This window comes from Catenuloplanes indicus (genome assembly GCF_030813715.1).
In the GTDB taxonomy this organism is placed as follows: Bacteria; Actinomycetota; Actinomycetes; order Mycobacteriales; family Micromonosporaceae; genus Catenuloplanes; species Catenuloplanes indicus.
Genome location: NZ_JAUSUZ010000001.1, coordinates 3,653,577 through 3,675,806, shown reverse-complemented (window position 1 = coordinate 3,675,806; position 22,230 = coordinate 3,653,577). Strand labels below are relative to the sequence as shown.

General features: G+C 72.4%; 24 protein-coding genes. 15 read left to right on the top strand and 9 right to left on the bottom strand.

The window, feature by feature from the left end; genetic code table 11:
- Window positions 1–60: 60 nt before the first annotated feature.
- Window positions 61–492: a hypothetical protein gene (locus tag J2S42_RS16510; protein ID WP_307240139.1), complete on the top strand. Its 432-nt coding sequence runs from the start codon at window positions 61–63 to the stop codon at window positions 490–492.
- A 106-nt stretch (window positions 493–598) separates the two neighbouring features.
- Here the strand turns inward: J2S42_RS16510 and J2S42_RS16505 are convergent, their stop codons facing one another.
- Window positions 599–1,540 carry an SDR family oxidoreductase gene (locus J2S42_RS16505; protein WP_307240137.1) on the bottom strand — a complete coding sequence of 314 codons (942 nt, stop codon included), beginning with the start codon at window positions 1,538–1,540 and terminating at the stop codon, window positions 599–601.
- A 361-nt stretch (window positions 1,541–1,901) separates the two neighbouring features.
- Between J2S42_RS16505 and J2S42_RS16500 the strand changes: the two genes are divergently transcribed.
- The 3 genes from J2S42_RS16500 (at window position 1,902) to J2S42_RS16490 (ending at window position 2,928) form a co-directional block, all read left to right on the top strand.
- Window positions 1,902–2,261: a VOC family protein gene (locus tag J2S42_RS16500; protein WP_307240135.1), complete on the top strand. Its 360-nt coding sequence runs from the start codon at window positions 1,902–1,904 to the stop codon at window positions 2,259–2,261.
- Window positions 2,262–2,368: 107 nt separating this feature from the next.
- On the top strand, window positions 2,369–2,500 hold the full coding sequence (locus J2S42_RS16495) for a hypothetical protein (RefSeq protein WP_307240134.1): 132 nt from the start codon (window positions 2,369–2,371) through the stop codon (window positions 2,498–2,500).
- Window positions 2,497–2,928, top strand: coding sequence for a hypothetical protein (locus J2S42_RS16490; protein WP_307240132.1), 432 nt, complete (start codon window positions 2,497–2,499; stop codon window positions 2,926–2,928). The genes J2S42_RS16495 and J2S42_RS16490 overlap by 4 nt, the downstream gene beginning before the upstream one ends.
- 41 nt (window positions 2,929–2,969) lie before the next feature.
- Here the strand turns inward: J2S42_RS16490 and J2S42_RS16485 are convergent, their stop codons facing one another.
- The 3 genes from J2S42_RS16485 to J2S42_RS16475 are packed head-to-tail and all read right to left on the bottom strand — an operon-like array spanning window position 2,970 to window position 6,011.
- Window positions 2,970–3,350, bottom strand: a complete 381-nt coding sequence (locus J2S42_RS16485; RefSeq protein ID WP_307240130.1) for a RidA family protein — start codon at window positions 3,348–3,350, stop codon at window positions 2,970–2,972.
- Between the two features lie 13 nt (window positions 3,351–3,363).
- Complete coding sequence (locus tag J2S42_RS16480) at window positions 3,364–4,653, bottom strand: amidohydrolase/deacetylase family metallohydrolase (RefSeq protein ID WP_307240129.1); 1,290 nt, start codon at window positions 4,651–4,653, stop codon at window positions 3,364–3,366.
- Window positions 4,650–6,011: a helix-turn-helix domain-containing protein gene (locus J2S42_RS16475; RefSeq protein WP_307248798.1), complete on the bottom strand. Its 1,362-nt coding sequence runs from the start codon at window positions 6,009–6,011 to the stop codon at window positions 4,650–4,652. The genes J2S42_RS16480 and J2S42_RS16475 overlap by 4 nt, the downstream gene beginning before the upstream one ends.
- A gap of 133 nt (window positions 6,012–6,144) precedes the next feature.
- Between J2S42_RS16475 and J2S42_RS16470 the strand changes: the two genes are divergently transcribed.
- The 5 genes from J2S42_RS16470 to J2S42_RS16450 all read left to right on the top strand — a co-directional run bounded on the left by J2S42_RS16470 (window position 6,145) and on the right by J2S42_RS16450 (window position 12,142).
- Entirely contained in the window at window positions 6,145–7,413 is a 1,269-nt protein-coding gene (locus J2S42_RS16470; RefSeq protein WP_307240128.1) for an alanine racemase, read from the top strand.
- Window positions 7,414–7,522: 109 nt separating this feature from the next.
- Window positions 7,523–8,779, top strand: coding sequence for an extracellular solute-binding protein (locus J2S42_RS16465; protein WP_307240127.1), 1,257 nt, complete (start codon window positions 7,523–7,525; stop codon window positions 8,777–8,779).
- A 2-nt stretch (window positions 8,780–8,781) separates the two neighbouring features.
- Entirely contained in the window at window positions 8,782–9,708 is a 927-nt protein-coding gene (locus J2S42_RS16460) for a carbohydrate ABC transporter permease (RefSeq protein ID WP_307240126.1), read from the top strand.
- The gene (locus J2S42_RS16455; RefSeq protein WP_307240125.1) at window positions 9,705–10,523 is read left to right on the top strand and encodes a carbohydrate ABC transporter permease; all 819 of its coding nucleotides are present in this window, start codon (window positions 9,705–9,707) and stop codon (window positions 10,521–10,523) included. The genes J2S42_RS16460 and J2S42_RS16455 overlap by 4 nt, the downstream gene beginning before the upstream one ends.
- Window positions 10,520–12,142, top strand: coding sequence for a beta-N-acetylhexosaminidase (locus J2S42_RS16450; protein WP_307240124.1), 1,623 nt, complete (start codon window positions 10,520–10,522; stop codon window positions 12,140–12,142). Before J2S42_RS16455 ends, J2S42_RS16450 begins: the two co-directional genes overlap by 4 nt.
- A gap of 24 nt (window positions 12,143–12,166) precedes the next feature.
- Here J2S42_RS16450 and J2S42_RS16445 read toward each other — a convergent pair whose 3' ends face one another.
- Window positions 12,167–12,637, bottom strand: coding sequence for a MarR family winged helix-turn-helix transcriptional regulator (locus tag J2S42_RS16445; RefSeq protein ID WP_307240123.1), 471 nt, complete (start codon window positions 12,635–12,637; stop codon window positions 12,167–12,169).
- Window positions 12,638–13,679: 1,042 nt separating this feature from the next.
- The gene (locus J2S42_RS16440; protein ID WP_307249326.1) at window positions 13,680–13,904 is read right to left on the bottom strand and encodes a hypothetical protein; all 225 of its coding nucleotides are present in this window, start codon (window positions 13,902–13,904) and stop codon (window positions 13,680–13,682) included.
- Between J2S42_RS16440 and J2S42_RS16435 the strand changes: the two genes are divergently transcribed.
- Window positions 13,858–14,157, top strand: a complete 300-nt coding sequence (locus J2S42_RS16435; protein WP_307240122.1) for a discoidin domain-containing protein — start codon at window positions 13,858–13,860, stop codon at window positions 14,155–14,157. The genes J2S42_RS16440 and J2S42_RS16435 overlap by 47 nt on opposite strands.
- 87 nt (window positions 14,158–14,244) lie before the next feature.
- On the opposite strand, the gene J2S42_RS16430 is transcribed toward J2S42_RS16435, so the two are convergent.
- Window positions 14,245–14,814, bottom strand: coding sequence for a TetR/AcrR family transcriptional regulator (locus tag J2S42_RS16430; protein WP_307240121.1), 570 nt, complete (start codon window positions 14,812–14,814; stop codon window positions 14,245–14,247).
- A 93-nt stretch (window positions 14,815–14,907) separates the two neighbouring features.
- On the opposite strand from J2S42_RS16430, the gene J2S42_RS16425 reads away from it, so the two are divergent.
- Both J2S42_RS16425 and J2S42_RS16420 read left to right on the top strand, forming a co-directional pair.
- Window positions 14,908–15,759 carry an alpha/beta hydrolase family protein gene (locus J2S42_RS16425; RefSeq protein ID WP_307240120.1) on the top strand — a complete coding sequence of 284 codons (852 nt, stop codon included), beginning with the start codon at window positions 14,908–14,910 and terminating at the stop codon, window positions 15,757–15,759.
- An 11-nt stretch (window positions 15,760–15,770) separates the two neighbouring features.
- Window positions 15,771–16,616 carry an LLM class flavin-dependent oxidoreductase gene (locus J2S42_RS16420; protein ID WP_307240119.1) on the top strand — a complete coding sequence of 282 codons (846 nt, stop codon included), beginning with the start codon at window positions 15,771–15,773 and terminating at the stop codon, window positions 16,614–16,616.
- A gap of 321 nt (window positions 16,617–16,937) precedes the next feature.
- Here J2S42_RS16420 and J2S42_RS16415 read toward each other — a convergent pair whose 3' ends face one another.
- On the bottom strand, window positions 16,938–17,462 hold the full coding sequence (locus J2S42_RS16415) for a CGNR zinc finger domain-containing protein (protein ID WP_307240118.1): 525 nt from the start codon (window positions 17,460–17,462) through the stop codon (window positions 16,938–16,940).
- 100 nt (window positions 17,463–17,562) lie between these two features.
- Window positions 17,563–19,473: a HelD family protein gene (locus J2S42_RS16410; RefSeq protein WP_307240117.1), complete on the bottom strand. Its 1,911-nt coding sequence runs from the start codon at window positions 19,471–19,473 to the stop codon at window positions 17,563–17,565.
- Window positions 19,474–19,538: 65 nt separating this feature from the next.
- Between J2S42_RS16410 and J2S42_RS16405 the strand changes: the two genes are divergently transcribed.
- From J2S42_RS16405 to J2S42_RS16395, 3 genes are all read left to right on the top strand, one after another.
- Window positions 19,539–20,168 (top strand): TetR/AcrR family transcriptional regulator, encoded by a 630-nt coding sequence (locus tag J2S42_RS16405; RefSeq protein WP_307240116.1) that lies wholly within the window; start codon window positions 19,539–19,541, stop codon window positions 20,166–20,168.
- Between the two features lie 237 nt (window positions 20,169–20,405).
- Window positions 20,406–21,245 (top strand): glycosyltransferase family 2 protein, encoded by an 840-nt coding sequence (locus J2S42_RS16400; protein ID WP_307240115.1) that lies wholly within the window; start codon window positions 20,406–20,408, stop codon window positions 21,243–21,245.
- Window positions 21,242–22,225 (top strand): glycosyltransferase family 2 protein, encoded by a 984-nt coding sequence (locus tag J2S42_RS16395; RefSeq protein ID WP_307240113.1) that lies wholly within the window; start codon window positions 21,242–21,244, stop codon window positions 22,223–22,225. Before J2S42_RS16400 ends, J2S42_RS16395 begins: the two co-directional genes overlap by 4 nt.
- Window positions 22,226–22,230 lie beyond the last annotated feature (5 nt).

Genomic DNA, 22,230 nt, shown 5'->3' with positions numbered 1-22,230 from the left:
TAGCGACGCGCCGAGCGTGTCGCCGACGATCACGAATTAGAAGATCGTCATAATGTCGCCGTGGAGACGGCGCGGTTCGATGCGGCAGCGGCACGGGTTGCGGAGGACCGGGGTGACTTCGACGCGGCGATCGCGCTGGTCGGGCCGTTCGGCGAGTGTTTCAGCGACGACCTCGACCGGCACGAGGCACATCTGTGGCACGTCGACCTGCTCGGCCGGGCCGGCCGGCTGGCCGAACTGGAGCAGATGAGCCGCACCGACGAGCACGCGCGCCGCCGGCTGAACCGGCTGCTCTACCGCAAGGGCCGGGCCGCCGCGCTGCGCCGTCGCGCGCTGGCCGGCGACAAGCTCGCGTTCTACCTGCTGGTCGGCCTGCATTACGCGCGCGGCCGGCACGCGGAGGCCCGCCGCGCCATCATGGAGATCGACCCCACCGGCCGGCACGCGATAGAGGCGGGGCCCGCGTTCGCGGAGCCCGGCCGCTACCTGTAATTGGTCAGGCGCCCGGCTCCCGCTCCTGGCGTGTGCGCCGCTTCCTGAACCAGGCCGCTGCCGCCGCTATCCCGGCGACCACCGCTGCGATGATCATCTGTTCTCCTCAGGCCGGGATGGAGACGTGAGTGAGGTCCTGGGAGACCTGCCAGATCTTCCCCGCGTCGTCCACCGGGCGCAGCGGGCGGTAGAGCCGCCGCTCGGCGGGCGCGCCGCCCAGGCCGCCGGGGCCGCTCGGACCGTAGAACCGGCCACCCCCGGCGTCCGGGGCGGTGGCGGCCATCAGCGCGGGCAGTGCTGCCGTGCCGGGGGTGCCGACCAGAATGCCGCGGCGCGAGAGCGCGCGGATCCCCCGTTGTTGCGGGGCCTCCCGGAGCCGGCCGATCTCCGGACGCGCCCGCATCAGGTTCGTCGGGCTGATACCCGGGTGCGAGACGTTGCTGGTGACGCCCCAGCCGCCGGCCTGGCTACGCCGGTCCAGCTCCAGCGCGAACAGCCCGAGCGCGATTTTTGACTGACCGTACGCGCCCATGGCCCGGTACGAACGCTTCCAGTTCAGGTCGTCCCAGTTGATGCGGCCCGCGACGGTCGACACGCTGAGCTGCGAGGTGACCCGGGCCCGGCCCGCGCGCAACAGCGGCAGCAGGTGCCCGACCAGCGCGAAGTGCCCCAGGTGGTTGCTGCCGAACTGCAACTCGAAGCCGTCCGCCGTACTCTTCCGCCGCGGCGGCATCATCACCCCGGCGTTGTTGATCAGAATGTGGATCGGCCGGTCCTCCGCGTGCAGCGCGGCACCGAGCGCCGCGACCGACGCGAGCGACGACAGGTCCAGGTCGCGCAGCGACAGCGTCGCCCCCGGATGCTTCTGCCGGATCCGCGCGATCGCGGCCTCACCCTTGACCCGGTTGCGGACCGGCATGACGACCTCGGCGCCGGCGGCGCCCAGCCGGGTGGCGATCTCCCGGCCGACACCGTCGCTGGCTCCGGTCACGACCGCGCGTTTCCCGGACAGGTCCGGGACGCCGTACTCCGGTTGAATGCGTGCCATGGTGTCACTCCCTCGTCGGCCACTGGTGCTTTCGAGGATGCGGGCCATGCCCAGCACGAACCACGGACGGCCGATCCCCCTCTCGGCGGCAGGCGGCAGCCTTCCGCCGCCGCGGCTGCCGCTCACTGCTCCGCGGACACCGGGCTCCGATCGATCACCGGTTCCTCGAGGTGGGTGCGGGCCTCGATGTCGTCGACGGCCGCGACCAGTTCCTGTCGTGAACCGCGAGTACGCCGGAACCGCCGCCGGATGCGCGCGAAACCGGTCCCGGAACAGCGGTGCCGGCCGCTCGTTCGGCGAGCCGGCCAGCCGGTTGACCTCGTCCAGCCCGGCACCCGCGGCGCACGGCAGAATGGGCGTCATGGTCCACCAACACCACGCGATCGACTACGTCGAGCTGACCGTCACCGATGTGGAGGCGGCGAAGCGCTTCTACGGTGACGCGTTCGGCTGGCGGTTCAACGACTACGGCCCCGCCTACGCCGGCATCCGCTCCCCGCACGACGACGCCCCCGAGGTCGGCGGCCTGAACGCCACCGGCGAGCCCCGCCGTGGCGGCCCCCTCGTCCTCCTCTACTCCACCGGCCTCGACGCCACCGCCACCGCGGTCCGCGACGCCGGCGGCACCGTCACCGAGGGCCCGTACGACTTCCCCGGCGGCCGCCGCTTCCACTTCACCGACCCCAGCGGCAACGAACTCGGCGTCTGGTCCGAGCACTGACCGGCGAACCGGTGCGAATCGCCGTCATCGGTGTCCCCGGCTCCGCCGGCGGTGTCGGTTCCTGCGGCGGCACGTTCATCCGGCGGCGCGGCGATGAATCTGAAGAGGTGGCCATCAAGCTGCATCACCATCACCTGAGCATCGCGCCGATCCTGGCCCACTACCGCGCGACCGGCCGGGTCCGCACGATCGATGCCACCGGCACGGCCGGCCAGATCCTGGCCGAGATCCTCCGATGAGCGGCAGGTATCTGGACGAGGCGGATCTGGCGTTTCTGGCCGGGGTCACCAAGGCAGTCGCGCCCGGGCGGGTGGTGAACGCGGTGGCGATGGTCGCGGCGTGGCGGGCGCATCTGGCGAAGTTCGAGGACGATCTGCTGCTGTCTCCGGATGACCGCCGCGTCTGGGGCGCCCACGACCTCGTCGCGGCGCTCTGCGTCCGGGACTGGATCGCGGAGGTTTCCGCGCTGCTCCCGTCGGATCTGCGGCACCGCTACGACCGCACCGTCGCGGAGATCGACGATCGCTTCCGGGGGTTCACCGAACCCGACGTCGACGGCCTGGTCGAGCGGGCCGCCGACTTTCCCGACTCGATGCACGACTGGTGGTGGTTCCGGCTGCCCCGCACCGGCCCGGTCCGCGACGACCTGGAGCGGAGCCGGGGATGACAACCGCCGCTCACCGGGTGGGTGAGCGGCGGGACGACGGCTCAGGCATCGGTGTAGAGGACCGCGTCGATCTCGATCTGGAAGCCCTCGAGCGGGACCGGGAGCGTGGTGCGGGCCGGGAGGTTCTCGGTGCCGAGGAACTCGGTGTAGATCTCGTTCATCTTCGGGAAGTCGGTGAAGTCGCGCAGGTAGACGCCGACCCGGACGGCCTGGTCGAGGGACGCGCCGGCGGCCTCGGCGACCGCGGCCAGGTTGGTGAAGGCGAGGCGGGCGGCGGCCTCGAAGTCGTCGCGGATCCAGGTGCCGTCCGGGTGGACCGGGCAGGCGCCGGCCAGGTAGACGAAGTCGCCGGCGACGACGGCCTGGGAGTACGGGCCGCCCGGCTGAGCTGCCTTGTCGGTGGCGATGATCTTCTTGGGCACGGTGAACGCCTTTCTACACAACGGGAAATCGAGGAAACTGTTCGGTCAGACCATCCGCGCTGACCAGCGGATCAGCCAGCAGTGACCGCAGCGTGAGCGTCCGGTCGTGCAGTGCCCGGCGCTGGGCCGGGGTGAGCGGGATCCAGGACGGCGGCGGTTCCGGCAGGCGCGCGGGGAGCAGCCGCCCGCCGACGTAGGTGGCCTCGTTGACCAGGCGCTGTGACGCGGCACGGCGCTGCTGGTGTGCGTCGACCACCTCGAACGGGCCGTCGCGCAGCGTGAACACCGCGATGTCCGCGGGGGCGCCGACCGCGAGCGTGCCGGCGGCCAGCCCGAGCACACGGGCCGGGACGACGGTGGCGCGCGCGATCACGTCGGGCAGCGGCATACCGGCCGCGAGCATTTTGGTCAGCGTGGTCGGCAGGTCGAAGACCGGGCCGTAGAGACTGCGCGCGTGCAGGTCGGAGCTGAGCGTGTGTGGCACGAGGCCCGCCCGCAGCTGCGCGTCCAGCACGTCGAAGGCGAAACCCCCGGAGCCATGACCAAGATCAAAAAGCACCCCACGCCGGTACGCCTCCGCTAGCGCCGGATGGGCCGGCGTGGAACCGGCGGCTATCGCGCTCGCGCAGTGCGTGACCAGGTCGCCGGGCCGGAGCAGCGCGAGCACGTCGGCGAGCGCGGGCGGCGAGGTACCGATGTGGACCATCACCGGCACGCCGAGCGCGGACGCGGCGGCGAGGCCGCGGCGCAGCGGCTCCAGGCCGTTGCCGCCGACCGTCTCCCGGTCCATCCGCACCTTGATACCGCGCACCAGGTCGCGGTGCGCCGCGATGGTGGAGATCGCCAGGTCGACGTCGCAGTGCGCGAGGTCGCGCGCCTCGCCGGTCCGGCCGGCCAGCCCGACCGCGGAGATGTTCAGGAACGACGCGATCCGCACCCGGCTGCGCGCGGCCGCCTCGCGGAACCCGCCGAGCGTGAATGCACCCGCGGAGCCCGCGTCCACCCAGGTGGTCACGCCGGAGTACCAGGCGACCGGGTCCGGGTCGATGCCCCAGTAGCCGCCGCCCGCGTGCACGTGCGTGTGCAGGTCGACCAAGCCGGGCGTGACGATCTTCCCGCGTGCGTCGACGATCTCGCGCGCGCCCGTGGCGTCCAGCGACGGGGCGACCGCGGCTATCCTGCCGTCCCGCACGCCCACGTCGAACGTGCCGACGTGCTCGCCGCCGACGTCCACGACGTGCCCACCGACGAAGACCAGATCCATCGGGTACGCCTCGGCGGCCCCCGCCGCCCCGCCACTCACGACCGCACCGCTCCGGCCACGCCGGTCCCCGCGCCGGTGGCCGGTCCGGTAGCGCCGGTCCCCGTGACGACCGTAGCGGCCGGGCCGGTGGCCGCCGCCGTGATCGCCAGGCGGTAGAGGCGCGTCGGCCGGCCCTTGCGGCTCACCTGTGCGCTGCCCTCGTCGATGACCAGGCCGCGTTCGCTGAGTTTGCGGATCAGCCGCCGCCCGCTCGGGTCCGTGATGCCCAGCGACGTGGCCAGCTCGCCCGGCGACACCGGGCGCCCGGCCAGCCCGCGCTCGATCGCGGCGAGGCGGGACAGCGTGCCCGCGCTCAGCCCGACCTCCGCGGCCAGATCCTCCAGGCCGGCGTCGTGTGCGCGGTAGGTGAACGTCAGTGCGGTGCTGCCCGCGCCCATCGGTCCGATGACCAGCCCGGAGTCCTCGATCAGGTACGCCCCCGGCGCCGGTTCCTGCTCGGCCCGCGCGGCGGCGCGCTCGGCCAGCGCCACGCAGGTGCGGGCGGACGCGCCGATGCCGAAGCCGGCCACCACCCGTACCCCCAGTGTCTCCTGTGCCCTGGACAGCACGTCCAGGTCGACCCAGCGGTGGGTGACCGCCTCGAACAGCGCGCGGTGCGCGAAGACGACGACGCCGCGCCGGTCGCGGTTCTCGATCCAGCAGTCGGCGAACTCGGGCGTGTTGAGCAGCAGGTTCATCAGGCCTATTCGGGCGCGGTCCGGGTCGGGGGAGTTCGGCGCGACCAGGAACACGCCGGCCGCGAACCGCAGCTCGTCGGCTTGTTTCGACTTGACCCGCAGCGCGAGCTGATGCAGCTCCGCGCGGATGGTGGCGATCTCCGGCTGCGCGGTGACCACGGTGGCGCCCTCGATGCCGGCCGCGATCACACCGGTGCGGACGCTGATCACCAGCGGCGCGGCGGCCCGGCGATGGAAGTCGATGATGTCCGGGACGGTCTGCGACTCGTCGAACGGCAGGCCGGCGACCGCGGTGCGGTCCAGGCCGAGCGCGTCCGCGACCTCGTCGATCGTGTCCTGGGCGAACGTGTCGATGCTGACCGGCGTGCCGGGGATGCCGGCGGCGAGCGCGCGTCCCCAGGCGAGCGCGAGGTCGAGCGCGGCGGAGCGGGTGACCGCGACCGGCAGGCTGCTCGGGATGACCTCGCGGGCCCGGGCGTACGGCATCGGGCCGAGCAACAGCCCGTCCACCCGCTTGCGGCGCAGCAGCTCGCCGACGCGCGGGCGGATCTCCGGCTCGTTCTCGTAGGTGATCCACTCCAGCGTGGCGCCGGTCAGCGTGCGCACGGCCGCGTCGAACCGCGCCCGATGACTCGCGTGGATCACGAGTCCGATGACCATCGCCACGGGGCCGCTCCTCACCTACGATCGGGTCCAATATTCGATCAGGTTCGAAAATAGTGCGCTAAAGCTCGACTAAGAGTGGGGCCTCGGCCCGCGCGGGTCAAGCCCGTCCTGCGAGAAGGGTGTCACAGTGAGCGTCATCGACTGGCGTACCAAGGGATTCTTCGTCCCGGGGCCGCCGATATCCGACGAGGACTTCGTCGCCGCAGGTCACGACCTGTTCGGGGGTGCGTTCACGTACCCGTTGATGTTCGCCCGCCGCGCGGCGCTGGACGCGAACGTGGCCACAATGGCCGCGTTCTGCGCGCGGCGCGGTCTCATGTTCGCGCCGCACATCAAGACCCACATGAGCCCCACCCTGGTACGGGCGCAGCTCGACGCCGGCGCCTGGGGCGTCACGGTCGCCACCGCGAACCAGGCGCTGGCCGCGCATGCGATGGGCGTGCCGCGGATCCTGATCGCCAACCAGGTCCTCGACCCGACCGCGCTGCGCTGGGCCGCCGCACACGACGTCACGATCACCGTCGACTCGGTCGAGGGCGCGGAGATCGCCGCCGCCGCGGTCACCGGCGAGGCGGTCACCGGCTCAGCCGCCGGCGGCTCGGCGGCCGGTCCGGCAGATGGTGGCGCGGCAAGCGGGGGCGCGGCGGGTGGCACGCTGCCGGTGCTGGTGGAGCTGGGCCACGACGGTGGCCGGACCGGTGCCCGAACCATCGCCGGCCTGCTCGAAGTGGCCGAGGCGATCGGCGCGCGCCCCGGCCTGCGGCTGGCCGGCGTCACGGCCTACGAGGGCGGGCTGCCGCACGCCGGCGCGGTCGCCGCGTTCCTGGACCGGCTGCGGGACGCCGCGAACGCGGTGGCCACGCTGGTCGACGGCGACATCGTGGTCTCGGCCGGTGGCAGCGCCTGGTTCGACGTGGTCGCGGACCGCCTGGCCGGCCAGTGGATCCCGGACCGCACGACCGTGCCACTGCTGCGCTCCGGCGCCTACGTCAGCCACGACGACGGCTTCTACCGGGAGCGGACCCCGTGGAACCGGCTGGCCGGCGAGGGGGCGCTGCACGCGGCGCTGGGCGTCTGGGCGCAGGTGCTGTCCACGCCGGAGCCCGGTCTCGCGCTGGCCGGCATGGGCAAGCGCGACGCCCCGTACGACGAGGGCCTGCCGGAACCGCAGTGGATCCGCGCCGCCGACGGCACGGTGCGCGATGCCTCCGGACTGCGTGTGACCAGGATGAACGACCACCACACCTACCTGTCGACCGATGCCGCGCACGTCGTACCCGGTGATCTGGTCCTGTTCGGTATCTCGCACCCGTGCACCGCGTTCGACAAGTGGCGCGCGCTCCCGATCGTTGATCATGACGGACGCGTTTCGGGTGTGCTTCGGCCTTATTTGTGACCTCCGAAAGTCTTGACGTGCGCCGGAGCGCGGCCACACCCTAGTGGCCAACGATCAACGAACCATTTACGAGCCATGCGCGAAATATTTCCCCTGTGACGGAGGTCCGATGAAGAAGCGGATAGCGGGCGTCGCGCTCGCCGCCGCGCTGCTGACCGGCTGCGCCCCCTCCACCGGCACGCCGGAGGCGTCCGGCGCCGACGAGAAGACCGGCACGCTCCGCGTGTGGCTCTTCGACGAGCCGAACCGCGCGCCGAAGGAAGCGGTCATCAAGGCCGCGATCGACGAGTTCCAGGCCACGCACTCGGGCGTCACGGTCGACGTGCAGTACATCGCGGTCGAGACCCGGGGCGAACGCTTCAAGGGCGCGTTCAACGACCCGGCCAGCGCGCCGGACGTGGTCGAGTTCGGCAACACCGACATCGCCGAGTACGTGGCGGCCGGCGGCCTCGCGGACGTCACCGCGGACATCGACGGCTGGGCCGAGGGCGCCGACCTCGGTGCCGACCTGCGCGCCAGCGCCACGGTCGACGGCAAGCTCTACGGCCTGCCCTGGTGGGTCGGCGTGCGGGCGCTCTACTACCGCACCGACGTCTTCACCGAGCTGGGCCTCGAGCCGCCGACCACGATGGCGGAGCTGACCAGCACGGCCAAGACCATCCGCGAGAAGAAGCCGGAGCTGTTCGGCGTCGCGGTCGGTGGCAAGTACACGTTCGGCGCGCTGCCGTTCGTCTGGGCGAACGGCGGCGACATCACGGCGCTGAACTCGGCCGAGTCGCGGGCCGGCGTGACCGCGTACACCGATCTGCTGAAGGACGACAACTGCCCGCCGCAGCAGTGCGCGGACCTGACCGGCGGCAAGACCGTGGAGCTGTTCGCGGGCGGCAAGGCCGGCATGGCGATCCTGGGCAACTTCAACCGTGCCGCGGTCGAGGCCGGCGCCGCGAAGGGCAAGTACGCGGTGGTGCCGCTGCCCGGCATCACCGCCGGCTCGATCGCGCCCGCGTTCGCCGGTGGCAACAACCTCGGCATCATGACGAACACCCAACGCCGGACGCTGGCCGCGGACTTCCTGAAGCTGCTCGGCAGCCAGGCGTACCAGCTGAAGATGTACGAGGCGATGGGCAACCTGCCGACGCTGACCGCGGCGCGCACCGAGCTGGCGGCGCGGGACTCCTCGCTCAAGCCGTACCTGGACACGATCGCGGCCGGCACCAAGTTCGTCCCGGTCGACCCGGGCTGGGGCGCGATCGACAGCCAGGCCGTCATCCCCACCATGCTGCAGAACGTCGCGACCGGCCGGGCCACCGTGGACGCCGCCACCGACGAGGCCGCCGCCGCGGTGAGCGCGGCGCTGGAGAAGTAGTAGTGACAGCGATCGACGCGGGCCCGGCCGTCACCGTCCGGGCCCGCTCCCGCCGGAAGCGGCAGTTCGCGCCGCTGTGGATGCTGCTGCCCGCCGCCGCGGTGCTGCTGCCGCTGTTCGTCTACCCGATCTACCAGCTCGGCCTGCTCTCCGTGCTGGACTTCCGGCAGGCGCAGGTCAGCGGCGGTCAGCCGACCCGGTTCATCGGCTTCGACAACTACGCCGAGCTGATGTCCGCGCCGAGGTTCTGGTCCGTGCTCTGGGCGACCGTGGTGTTCGCGGCCGCGCTCGTGGTGGTCACGCTCGCGGTCGGCGCCGCTCTCGCGGTGCTGCTCACGAAGATCAGCCGGTGGGCCGCGATCGCGCTCTCGCTGGCCGCGATGGCCGCCTGGGCCGCGCCCGCGATGACCGGCTCCACGGTCTGGATGTTCCTCTTCGACACCAACCTGGGCCTGGTCAACCGGGTGCTCGGCTGGGAGGGACACAACTGGACGTACGAGCGGTTCTCCGCGTTCGCGCTGGTCGGCGCGGTCGTGGTGTGGCACTCGTTCCCGTTCGTGATGGTCACGCTGTACGCCGGCATCAAGGCGCTGCCGGAGCAGGTGCTGGAGGCCGCGCAGCTGGACGGCGCCGGGCCGTGGCGGTCGTTCTGGAGCATCACCGTGCCGATGCTGCGCCCGGTCATCGCGATCGTGGTCATCCAGTCGATCATCTGGGACTTCAAGATTTTCACGCAGATCTACGTGATGACGAACGGCGGCGGCATCGCCGGGCAGAACCTCACCCTCAACGTGTACGCGTACCAGCAGGCCTTCGCCTCCTCCGAGTACGGCCTGGGCTCCGCGATCGGCGTCGTGATGATGCTGATCCTGCTCGCCGTCACGCTGGTCTACCTGCGCATGCTGCGCCGCTCCGGGGAGCCGCTGTGACCCGTCGAATCGTCCCGAACACGATCGCGCTGCTGGTCGCGCTGGTCGTGGCGTTCCCGATCTACTGGATGGTGCTGTCCGCGCTGAAGCCGGCCGGGGAGATCCAGTCGGCCACGCCGGTGCCGTGGACGCTCCACCCGACGCTGGACAGCTTCCAGCGGGTGCTGCGGGTCAACGACTTCGGCCGGTACTTCGTGAACAGCCTGATCGTGGCGCTCGCCGTGGTCGCTCTGTCCGGTCTGGTAGCGTTCCTGGCCGCGGTCGCGCTCACCCGCTTCCGGTTCCGGTTCCGGTCCACGCTGCTGGTGCTGTTCCTGATCGCGCAGATGGTGCCGATCGAGGCGCTCACCATCCCGCTGTTCTTCCTGGTCCGGGACCTGGGGGCGCTGAACACGCTGTTCTCGCTGATCCTGGTGCACTTCGCGTTCACGCTGCCGCTCGCGGTGTGGATGCTGCGCGGGTTCGTCGCCGCGATCCCGGACGAGATCGAGGAGGCCGCGCAGCTGGACGGGGCGTCCCGCTGGCAGATCCTCTGGCGCATCCTGTTCCCGCTGGTCGCGCCCGGGCTCGCGGCCACCGGCGTCTTCTCGTTCATCACCGCGTGGAACGACTTCCTGTTCGCGCGCACGTTCATCATCAGCGCGACCGAGAACCAGACGCTGCCGATGGCGCTGTTGGTCTTCTTCAAGCCGGACGAGAACGACTGGGGCGGGATCATGGCAGCATCGGTGCTGATGACCGTACCCGTGCTGATCTTCTTCCTGCTCGTCCAGCGGCGCTTGGTGTCCGGCCTGGCCGGGGCGGTGAAGGATTGATCCCGCGCCCGGCCTCGGCCACGTACTTCGACGGCGCCTTCACGCTGCGCCCGGACACCGTGCTGATCGCGCCGGAGTCGCTGGCCGGGGCCGCGGCCTGGCTGCGCGCCGCGCTCGGGCCACCGACCGGCTGCCTCCTGCCGCCGGCGGTGCAGTCCGTCGTGGCCGAGCCGGCGCCCAGCGGCGCGATCGTGCTGCGCCTCGACGAGCGAATGGCGGCCGAGGCGTACCGGCTGGCGGTCTCCGCGTCCCAGGTCACGGTCACCGGCGGGGACGCCGCCGGGGTGCACTACGGGCTGCAGACGCTGCGCCAGCTGCTACCACCGGCCGCGCTGCGCCGCGCCGAGGTGTCGCCCGGCCCATGGCTGCTGCCGGCGGTGGAGATCACCGACGCCCCCCGGTTCCGCTGGCGCGGCGCCATGCTGGACGTGGCCCGGCACTTCATGCCGGTGGCCGGTGTGCTGCGGCTGATCGACCTGCTCGCGCTGCACAAGCTGAACGTGCTGCACCTGCACCTCACGGACGACCAGGGCTGGCGCCTGGAGGTCCCCGGCTATCCGCTGCTCACCTCGGTCGGTGGCTGGCGGCCGCGCAGCATGCGCGGATCCAAGAAGCACGAGGAGTACGACGACCGGCCGCACGGCGGGTACTACACCGCGGACGACGTGCGGGAGATCGTGGCGTACGCGGCGGCCCGGCACGTCACCGTGGTGCCGGAGATCGATCTGCCCGGCCACGTGCAGGCGGCGCTCGCGGCGTACCCCCGGCTCGGTAACGGCCCTTCGCCCGCGGTCCGCGAGGCGTGGGGCATCTCCACGCACACGCTCAACGTCTCGGACGAGGCGCTGGACTTCTGCCGCGCGGTGCTGCACACGGTCTGCGATCTGTTCCCGTCGCCGGTGATCGGCATCGGCGGCGACGAGTGCGACCGCGGCGAGTGGCGCCGTAGCCCGGCCGCGGTCGCGCGCGCCCACGACCTCGGCATCGACCCGGACGACCTGCAGGCCTGGTTCGTCGCCCAGTTGGCCGCCGTGCTGGAGTCGCGCGGCCGCCGGACGTACGGCTGGGACGAGATCCTGGAGGGCGGTGCACCGGCGGGCGCGCTGATCGCGGCGTGGCGTGGCCCGGCCGCGGCCGCGTTCGCCGCGAACGCCGGCCATGACGTGGTCTCCTGCCCGGACATGCACGTCTATCTCGACTATCGCCAGTCCGACGACCCGGCCGAGCCGGTCCCGGTCGGCACCCGGCTCACCGTCGAGGACGTCTACGCGTTCGACCCGGTGCCGCCCGGCGTCACGTCGCCGGAGCGGATCGTCGGCGCCCAGGCGAACATCTGGACCGAGCACATGCCGGACGCACGCGCGGTCGACTACATGGCCTTCCCGCGGCTGTGCGCGCTGGCCGAGGTGGTCTGGTCCGGCCCGGGCCGCGACCCCGCCGGCTTCACCGGCCGGCTGACCACGCACCTGACCCGGCTGGACGCGCTCGGCGTCGAGTACCGGCGCCCGGACGGCCCACGGCCGTGGCAGACCCGTCCGTCCGCGCGCGGCAACCCGCTCACCGACGCGGAACGCCGCGAGATCATCGCCGCCCTGACCGCGCGGTTGCTCGGCTCCTGATCGAGCCTCCGGCCTGACCGGCACTCAGGCCGGACAGGCCGGGGTCGCCTCGTCCAGCCGCGCGGTCACCTTGTCGGACAGCTCGCCCAGCACGGCGAGCTCCTCCGCGCTCAACGCCTCGATGAACCACGACCGTACGTGCGCCACGTGCATGGGCGCCGCCGCCTCGATCGCGGCCCGCCCGGCCGTGGTGATCACCACGTCCGAGTAGCGGAGATCGTCCGGCCGGGTCTCCCGGGTGACGAAACCGCGCTTCTCCATCCGGGTGAGGTGGTGCGACAGCCGGCTCTTCTCCCAGCAGATGCGCTCGATCAGGTCGGTGGAACGCATGCGCCCGTCCGGCGCCTCGGACAGATGCACCAGCACCTCGTAGTCGGGAATCGACAGCCCACCCTCGGCCTGCAGATGCGCCGCCAGCTGTGCCATCAACCGGTTCTGCATCACGACGAACCGCCGCCAGTCCCGCTGCTCATCATCGCTCAGCCAGCTAGTCACCCCACCATGGTACGCGCTCCAGGTTGACACGTCATTCAATCGTTGTCCGTAAATGTGCTCGCGGAAGTCGGGCACCGGCCGGCGAGAACGGGCGCGGGCGTCGTGCCCTTGACCGGGTCTGTCGCGGGGTGACGCGGAGGCATCGACGTGATCCGGTTAACCTCCTCCGGCAGTAGGCAGCGCCACGCAGGGGAGCCGACATGGAGAAGCCCGAGCGCCAGCCGGACGGCAGGGACGCCGGCCCGTCGGGTGTGGAGCGTCCGGAGACGCAAGCCGAGGCCGGTGAGCGAGGGCTCGGTGGCTTCGAGGAGTCCGGGCAGCCACGTGCGCAGCGGGCGATCGTGTTGCGGGGGTTGTCGATGGCGGGGGCGCCGGAGGGCGGTGAGGCCGCGCCGGAGTCGGGGGCCGGAACGCTGCCCGCGGAGCGGTCCGCGGGAGCATCGGCCACCGTGGTGCCGGGGGCGAGTGCGCCCGGGCCTACGTTCGCGGAGCGCGCGCCGGAGGCCGGCGGGGCGGTTGCTGAGTTCGGGTCGGGTGCAGCCGGTCCGACGTTCGCGGAGCTGCCGGATCGGCCTGCCGGCGGCGCGGGGTCGGCGCCGGGGTCCCGACGTGCGGCGGAAGCGGCGTCCGTGGAGCGGGCCGGGGATGCGGCCTCCGGGCGCGTGGGGGCCGGGCCGGTGTCCGGGAGGCCGACGACCAGGCTGGCGGCGCCAACCGGTGCGGCGGGCGGAAGCCGCGCTCCCGGCGAAGGCGGCGCACTTGGTGAAGGCCGCGGCCCGGGTGAAGGTGGCGTTGTGCCGGGGGCGCGGTCGCGGCGGGTGGTGCCGTGGGTGGTAGCTGCCGGGATTCTGCTGGTGGTGGGGCTGGCGGCGGCGGTGGTGCCGGTGCTGGGGGAGGAGCGCGAGGCGGGGCCGGTGGCACTGCCGAGTGCGGTGGCGACGCTGTCCTGGCAGCTGGGGTATCCGTCGGGGCCGTCGACGGTGGCGCCGGGCACGCCGTCGCCGTCGCCGTCCGGAACGCCGTCGGTAACGGCCGGTCCGAGTCAGGGAAGTTCCACTTCCGTGGCGGCGCCGTCGCCCAGCCGGGCGCCGTCGACGAAGGCGCCGACGCCGGCGGGGCCGAAGACGAATCCGTCCGGGGTCAACATCGCGCGTGGGCGGCCGGTGTTCGCGTCCACGGAGGCGGACGGGACGCGGGCGGTGAGCGTGGTGGACGGAGACATGGCCACGCGGTGGAGCAGCGCGTACTCGGTTCCGGAGTGGATCATGGTGGATCTGGGGGAGACGTGGCGGATCAGCAGCGTCACGCTGTTCTGGGAGACCGCGTACGGGCGGGCCTACCGGGTCGAGGTGTCCGGGGACGGCAGTACCTGGAAGTCGATCTACAGCACCACCGCGGGTGCGGGCGGCACGGTGAAGGCGACCGCGCCGAAGAACACCACCGGGCGGTACGTGCGGCTCTACGGGACGGAGGTCGCGACCATCTGGGGCTTCAGCATCTTCGAGATGGAGATCCGCTGATCGGGCTCTTCGGTGACCGGCGACGGAACCGGTGCCCGCGGGAGCGTACGGGCAGCACCACGCCGGAAGCGGGAAAATGAATCTCCGCTATTCCGGCCGAAGGCCGTTGATCACCAGGGTGATCATCAGGCGGGCGTCGTAGCGCGGGTCGCCGGCGCCGATGCAGAGGTTGCCGATGCCGCGGAGCAGCGTGAGCGGGTCGATGCCGGGGATGATCTGGCCGGCCGCGATGCCGGCGTCGAGCAGGTCGGCGCAGACCGGTAGCAGGCGGTCCAGGAAGTACGCGTGGAGCGTGGCGAACGCGGCGTTGTCGGACTGGAGCGCCTCGGCCAGACCGTGCTTGGTGACCAGGAAGTCGGCGAACAGGTTGATCCAGGCGGCGAGCGCGGCGTGCGGCGTCGGGCCGGCGGCCAGCAACGCGGGACCGGCCTCGGCGCACGCCTCGACCTGATGCCGGTAGACCGCGACGATCAGGTCGGCGCGCGTGGGGAAGTGGCGGTAGATCGTGCCGACGCCCACGCCGGCGCGGGTGGCGACGTCGCGGACCGGCACGTCTACGCCGGACTCGACGAAGGCGGCGGCGGCCGCGTCCAGCAGCGCCTTCTTGTTGCGCTCGGCGTCGGCGCGCTTGCGTGGCGCGGGGGGGTCGGTGACCACCGTCACTCCTCTTGGCAAACGGAACATGGTTCCGTAACGTTGGTGCGGAACACGGTTCCGATTATTGGGCCGTCTGGAACTGGAAGGTACGTCATGACCACCAGCACGCCAAACACCGTTCTCACGATCCACCCGGTGATCCTGCCCGCCCCGGAACGCGGCGACGACCTGCAGGTGCGGATCTCGGCGCCGGCGACCGGCGGTGACCTGCCGGTCATCGTCTTCTCGCACGGTTACCACCAGTCCGCGATCGGGTACGGGCCGCTCGTCGATCACTGGGCCGCGAACGGCTTCGCGGTGATCCAGCCGACCCACCTCGACTCACTCCGGCTCGGCCTCGCGCCGGACGACCCACGCACGCCGGACATCTGGCGCACCCGGATCGACGACGTGACCCGGGTGCTCGACAACCTGGACGTGCTGGAGGCCGCGATCCCGGGCCGGTTCGACCGGGACCGGATCGCGGTGGCCGGCCACTCGTGGGGTGCGCAGACCGTGGGCGTGCTGCTCGGTGCCGGTGTCGTCGGCATGGAGGTCCCGGCCCGCGACCCGCGGATCTCGGCCGGTGTGCTGCTCGCCGCGACCGGCACCGGCGGGGACGACCTGACGCCGTTCGCGGCCGAGCACTTCCCGTTCATGAGCCCGGACTTCGCCGGGATGACCACGCCGGCGCTGATCGTGGCCGGCGACAAGGACCAGTCGATGCTGTCGGTGCGCGGCCCGGAGTGGTTCACCGACGTCTACCACCTCAGCCCGGCGCCGAAGAGCCTGCTCACGGTGTACGGCGGCGAGCACTCACTGGGTGGGATCGCCGGCTACGCGGTCACCGAGACCACGGACGAGAACCCGGAGCGGGTCGCGTTCATCCAGCGGGTGACCACGGCGTACCTGCGTGGCGAGACGCTGCCGGGAAGCGACGACCTCGGCCGGATCGAGTCCAAGTGAGCTTCGGGATCATGACGGCGCCGATGCAGGTCGGGTACGCGGACATCGCGCGCGTCTGGCGGGAGGCGGACGCGATCGAGGAGATCGAGCACGCTTGGCTGTTCGATCACCTCCTGCCGCTCGGCGGCGATCCGGACGGCCCGATCTACGAGGGCTGGACGCTGCTCTCCGCGCTCGCCGCGCAGACCCGGCGGCTGCGCCTCGGCCTGCTGGTGACCAGCAACCGCTTCCGCCCACCGGCGATGCTCGCCAAGATCGCGACGACGGTGGACGTGATCTCCGGCGGACGGCTGGACTTCGGCATCGGCGCCGGGTCCCGGCCGAACTATCCGCCGGCCCGGCGGGAGTACGACGCGCACGGGCTGCCGTACCACGACTTCGACCGGTCGGTGAACGCGCTCGGCGAGTCGCTGACCGTGATCCGCCGACTGTGGACGTCCGAGGCGCCGTTCGACTTCGCGGGCGAGCACGTCCGGCTGAGCGGCGCGTTCGGCAGCCCGAAACCGGTGCAGCGGCCGCATCCGCCCATCATGATCGGCGGACGGTCGTCGCCGGTGCTGCGCGTGGTCGCGGCGCACGCCGACCTGTGGAACATCGCGGGCGGCGGTGACATCGAGGATCTGGCCCGGCGGAGCCGGCTGCTGGAGCGGTACTGCGCGGAGATCGGCCGCGATCCGGCCACCATCACCCGGTCGATCCACCTGCCGGTCTCGTACGACGACCCCGGCACGACGCGGAACCGGATCGCGGAGGCACGGGACGCGGGCTTCGGCCACGTCGTCCTCGGCCTGCCGCCGTTCTACCCGGAGGGCGTGGCCGGATGGGTGGCGGACGAACTGATCAAGCCGTCGCTCTGAGCAGGATTGGCCGGCGCGGCACGGGAGATCACGTGAAGGTCGTCATGCTGCGTCCCCGGGGAGTGCCGATCATGAAGCGGAGCGCGTTGCGGGTCCTGGGCCAGCCCGCCCTGATCGCCTGGGCGCTGGCCACGACACGCGGCCGCCGCTGAGCGCGACTCCAGGCACGTCGATACCGGTGGTGCGGGGACCGCGGAGGAGTGGTCGCCGCGACACACCCCGCCCGCGGCCTGTGCCGGGACCTCGGTCGCGCCGGTGCCTTCGGCGAACGAGCGCGCCGACGGACGGCGAGGCGGGGATGGGCCGTCGAACGAACCAGGATCAGGCCGCGGGGGTACGCGCGCGGTGGCGGCGGACGGCGTCGCGGTTGGCGCAGGTGGTGGTGCAGTAGCGCTGGCGGCCGGTGCGGCTGATGTCGGCGAACGGGGCGGCGCAGTCCGGGGCGGCGCAGCGGCCGAGGCGGTGCATGCCGCGGCCCGCCAGGTGCAGCGCGGTGCCGACGCTGATCAGTGCGCGCAGCAGCCAGCCGAGCGGCAGATTCGTGCCGCGGTAGTGCACGTGCCAGCCGTCGTTCGCGTGGTTGGTCAGACGGGGGTGCGCGGACGAGCCGGCCAGCAGCGCGTTGAGCCGGTCGGCGCGGGTGGTGAAGTCGGGTGCGTCCACCACGCCGAGCCAGGTGTGCAGGAAGTCGCGCGTCGCGTCCAGGTCCGCGTCGGTGACCGGCTGCTCGATCATCAGGTCCGCGGCGCGGCAGCGCGCCTCCAGCTCGGCCGCGGTCGCCGGTGGGTGGCGCAGCAGGTCTATCGCGAGCAGGACCGCGTCCTCGCCGTAAGGGTTGATGTGCACAAGGGCATTACATCATCGTTGACCGCATGACGGAACAGCACACCTGGCGCACGGTCTCCAGTCACCGCACCAGCACCGGACCGGTCCGCTACGAGCGCTGTCACTGCGGTGCCTGGCGGCTGCGCAGTGCCGGCGGGAGCGGCCGGGAGTGGATCACGTCGAGCCTGGAGACCGCGCGGGTGAGCACCACGTAGAGCCGGTTCAGGCCGCGCGACTCGGCCGCCACGATGTCCGCCGGTTCGACCACGATCACGTGGTCGAACTCCAGGCCCTTGGCCAGCGCGGCGGGCAGCACGGTCAGCCGCGGTGAGGACGGCAGCGACAGCCCGTCGACGGACGCCGCGATCACCGCGACCGAGCCCTCCCGCGCGAGCGCCTCGTCGACCACCGCCGGCAGGTGCCCGGACGGCAGGAAGCGCACCACGCCGTCCGAGCGCACCGACCGGGCCGGCGGCACGTCCACGCCGAGCGGGCCGAGCAGCTGGTTCGCGATCGCCAGCACCGCGGCAGGCACCCGGAAACCGGCGGTCAGCGGTGTGACCGGCGTGCCGGGCCGGCCGAGGTGGGCCAGTAGCGGGGACCAGGACGCGGGTGCCCACAGCGTGGTGCCCTGCGCGAGGTCGCCGAGCACGGTCAGCGAGCCGTGCGTGCTGCGGCGCGCGATCGCCCGGCATTGCATGGGCGAGAGGTCCTGCGCCTCGTCGACGATGATGTGGCCGTACCCGGGCGGCGCCTCGATCATCCCGGCGACCTCGTCGATGAGCAGCGCGTCCGCCTCGGTCCACCGGGCCGCGCGCGCCGACCGGGGCCGGGGCCACCGGATGGCCGCGCACTCGGCCCCGGAGAGCGCGGGATCCGCGGGCGCGCTCAGGAACGCCGCGACGAGCGCATCCGGGCGGACCCGGGGCCAGGCGCGGTCGAGCAGCTCGCGGACCGGCGCGGATCGTGACATCCGCTGCTGCCACGCGTACCCCGGTGTCTCGCCGCGCCGTTCCGCCTGGCTCTGCAACAGCGCCACGATCCGGGCCCGGAACCGCTCCCGGCCGGTGCCGTAGCGCGGCTTCTCCGCGCGCACCTCGCGCAGCAGCGCGGTCAGCGCGGGAACCGGGATCCGCCAGCGGTACGAACCGTCCGTCACCGACAGTGGCTCGGCCGGCGGGTTCACGTGCGACCACAGCGCGCGCTCCAGCACGCCGGCCATTCGTACGTCGTGCTTGACCAGCGCGGCCTCCGGCGAGTCGATGGCCACGGCGGGGACCGGCAGCAGCCCGGCGAGCGTGCGCTGCTCGACCCGCACCTCGCCGAGCGCGGGCAGCACCGCGGAGACGTAGTCCAGGAACACCCGGCTCGGGCCGAGCACCAGCACGCCGGCGCGTTCGAGCTGCCGCCGGTGCGCGTAGAGCAGGTACGCCGCCCGGTGCAGCCCGACCGCGGTCTTGCCGGTGCCGGGCGCACCCTGCACGCACACGGTGTCGCCGATCCCGGCGCGGACCAGGTTGTCCTGGTCCGGCTGGATGGTGGCGACGATGTCCCGCATCGGGCCGACGCGCGGCCGTTCGATCTCCTCGGTGACCAGCCGGCTCAGCGACGGCAGGCCGGCGGCGAGCGTCTCGTCCTCGTACCCGGTGAGCGTGCTGCCGGACCAGCCGTAGCGGCGGCGGGCCCGCACTCCCTGCGGATCCGCCGCGCGGGCCTGGTGGAACGCGCGGGACACCGGCGCACGCCAGTCCAGCACCAGCGGCGTGCCCTGCGCGTCGGCGACGCGGCGCCGGCCGATCCGGTACCGCTCACCGTCCGTCAGGTGCAGCGCGCCGAAGTAGGGCGGCGCGTCCGGCTCCTCGCGCAGCTCCTTGAGGTGGCTCTTGAGCATGCGGCCGAGCCGCTCGGCCGTCCACCGGTCGCCGGCCACGTCCGCGCCGGTCGCGACGCGGTGAGTCGCGGTGTCCAGCATGCGGGTCAGCGCCGCGTGCACCGCGGCCAGGAACTCGAGTTCGTCGGAGGAAACCGCCATGACAAAAGCTTAACCGAGTAAAGAAAATTACCAAGTCAAAATCTTTCCACTGGTACGCTCAGCGCGTGATCGACGGAGGCCTGCGCGAGCGGAAGAAGCAACGCACCCGGGATGCGATCTCCGCCGCCGCGATCGCGCTGTTCCTGGCGCGCGGGTACGACCGCGTCTCGGTCGCCGAGGTCGCGGCCGCGGCCGAGGTCTCCAAGCCCACGCTGTTCAAGTACTTCGCCTCGAAGGAGGACCTGGCGCTGCACCGCGCCGCGGATCATGCGGGCGAGCCGGCCCGTGTGGTGCTCGCCCGCCCGGCCGGTGTGCCGCCGCTGGGCGCGCTGCACGCGCACTTCCGTGCCGGGCTGGACGCGCGCGACCCGGTGACCGGGCTCAACGACCATCCGGAGGTGCTGGCGTACCACCGGATGGTCTTCGAGACGCCGGCGCTGGCCGCGCGCGTCGCCGCACACGCGGCCGGTGACGAGGAGTCGCTGGCCGCGGCGCTGGCCGGGTCCGACACGCCCGGGTCGCCGGACCTCGTTGCGGCCGGTCAGGTCGTGGCCGTGCGCCGCATCCTGGCCCGGGAGAACTGGCGGCACCTGGCCGCGGGCGAGAGCGCGGACGTGCGCCATCCGGGTGCGGTCACGGCCGCCGCGGACGCCTTCGCACTGCTTGCTGACGGACTGTCCCGACGGTACGGATAAAGTTCCGCCGACCACGTATGAAATGCCCGAATGAGGGTAACTGGAGCGGTTTATCGCGAGGGTCCACTTCGCCTGGACCGAGATACCTTGCGGGCATTACCTGTGATTCATGCGCTCTCCACCGATGTGCCCCGCCTACTCTGTAACGGTCACGGCACACAGCGTGACGGCATGCACCCACAACACCGGTGGTTTGGAGATGCCATGCAATATCACCATCACGCGCCGCCTCCTTCGGTGAGCGTGATCGTTCCGGCACTGAACGAGGCCCGGAACCTGCCACACGTGCTCGGCGCGATGCCGGACGTGGACGAGGTCATCCTCGTCGACGGCGGCTCCGTGGACGACACGGTCGAGACCGCGCGGCGCCTGCTGCCCGGCATTCGCGTGATCCAGCAGGGCCGCAAGGGCAAGGGAAACGCCCTGGCCTGCGGATTCGCGGCGGCCACGGGGGACATCATCGTCATGATCGACGCGGACGGGTCCACCGATCCCGGTGAGATCCCGCGCTTCGTCGAGGCACTGCGCCGCGGTGCCGACTTCGCCAAGGGATCCCGGTTCGTAGCCAGCGGGGGCAGCGCGGACATCACGGGCATCCGGCGACTCGGGAACAAAGCACTCAGCCTCTTCGTGAACGTGCTGTTCCGCACCCGCTACAGCGACCTCTGCTACGGCTACAACGCGTTCTGGACCGCGCACCTGCCGATCTTCGGGCTGGATCACACCACGCCGCGGCCCGCGAACGGCGAATGGCTCTGGGGCGACGGCTTCGAGATCGAGACGCTGCTCAACCTGCGGGTGGCCCGGGCCGGCCTGCGCGTCGAGGAGGTGCCGAGCTACGAGCACGAGCGCATCCACGGCGTGAGCAACCTGAACGCGATCACCGACGGACTCCGGGTGCTGCGCACCATCATGCGCGAATGGCCGCGCAAGCCGATTCCGCACCTCGCGGTCGAGATGGCCGCGGCGTCCGCGACCGTGGCCGGGCGCCGGCACCGGGTGACCGCGTCCATGCGCATCCGCGGCACCGCGTCCGGCCGCAAGCACGCCCGCGCGGGCGCGAGAGGGCTCTCGTGACCCTGCTCGCACCGGAGGACACCACCAGAGCCGGCGACCATACGGGCACGCCCGCGATCAGCGTCGTCGTCTGCACCTACCACGAACGACGCTTCGACGAGCTCGTCGCCGCCTGCGCGTCCGTCATCGCCCAGCTGGCACCGCACGACGAGCTGATCGTCGTGGTGGACCACAACCCGGGGCTGCTGTCCCGGGTGGACCGGGAGATCCCCGGCGCGCACGCGGTCGCCAGTGCCGGGCCGCCCGGCCTGTCCGGCGCCCGCAACACCGGCGTCCGGCTCAGCCACTGCCCGGTCGTCGCGTTCCTGGACGACGACGCCACCGCCGCGGACGGCTGGCTCGGCCGGGTCCGCGCCGGTTTCGCCGACCCGGCCGTGCAGGTCGTCGGCACCGAGGTGGCGCCGCGCTGGGCCGGTGGATCGCCGCCGTGCTGGTTCCCGCCCGAGTTCGGCTGGGTGGTCGGCTGCGGTTACCGCGGCCTGCCCACCACGCCGGCGCCGGTGCGCAACCCGATCGGCGCCTCGATGGCGATTCGCCGGTCGTGTTTCGCCGAGGTCGGCGGCTTCTCCGAAGTGGTCGGCCGGGTCGGGACGCTCCCGGTCGGCTGCGAGGAGACCGAGTTCTGCATCCGCCTGGCGCGACGGCACACCGGTGCCGCCGTCGTCTTCGACCCGCGGGCCCGGGTGGACCACCTGGTGCCCGCCGACCGGCAGCGGCTGCGCTACTTCCTGAGCCGCTGCTACCACGAGGGCCGGTCCAAGCGTGCGGTCGCCGCGCTGGCCGGTGCCGGTGCCGCGCTCGCGGCCGAACGCCGGTACGTCCGCGTGGTGCTGCCGCTCGGCGTGGCCCGCGGACTCGCCGGTGCGATCCGGCGGCCCAGCGGACTGCTCCAGGCAGGCGCGATCCTCGCCGGGCTGACCGTGACCGCGCTCGGCTACCTGACCGGCCGCCCGACCGGAACCCGGAGGGCCACCCGATGACCGTC

What these genes read in the sequence shown, in the direction of transcription:
- J2S42_RS16505 (WP_307240137.1), bottom strand. Translation starts at nt 1,540, where the DNA reads ATGGCACGCATTCAACCGGAGTACGGCGTCCCGGACCTGTCCGGGAAA.
- J2S42_RS16500 (WP_307240135.1), top strand. Translation starts at nt 1,902, where the DNA reads ATGGTCCACCAACACCACGCGATCGACTACGTCGAGCTGACCGTCACC.
- J2S42_RS16490 (WP_307240132.1), top strand. Translation starts at nt 2,497, where the DNA reads ATGAGCGGCAGGTATCTGGACGAGGCGGATCTGGCGTTTCTGGCCGGG.
- J2S42_RS16475 (WP_307248798.1), bottom strand. Translation starts at nt 6,011, where the DNA reads ATGGTCATCGGACTCGTGATCCACGCGAGTCATCGGGCGCGGTTCGAC.
- J2S42_RS16465 (WP_307240127.1), top strand. Translation starts at nt 7,523, where the DNA reads ATGAAGAAGCGGATAGCGGGCGTCGCGCTCGCCGCCGCGCTGCTGACC.
- J2S42_RS16435 (WP_307240122.1), top strand. Translation starts at nt 13,858, where the DNA reads ATGGCCACGCGGTGGAGCAGCGCGTACTCGGTTCCGGAGTGGATCATG.
- J2S42_RS16440 (WP_307249326.1), bottom strand. Translation starts at nt 13,904, where the DNA reads ATGATCCACTCCGGAACCGAGTACGCGCTGCTCCACCGCGTGGCCATG.
- J2S42_RS16425 (WP_307240120.1), top strand. Translation starts at nt 14,908, where the DNA reads ATGACCACCAGCACGCCAAACACCGTTCTCACGATCCACCCGGTGATC.
- J2S42_RS16420 (WP_307240119.1), top strand. Translation starts at nt 15,771, where the DNA reads ATGACGGCGCCGATGCAGGTCGGGTACGCGGACATCGCGCGCGTCTGG.
- J2S42_RS16410 (WP_307240117.1), bottom strand. Translation starts at nt 19,473, where the DNA reads ATGGCGGTTTCCTCCGACGAACTCGAGTTCCTGGCCGCGGTGCACGCG.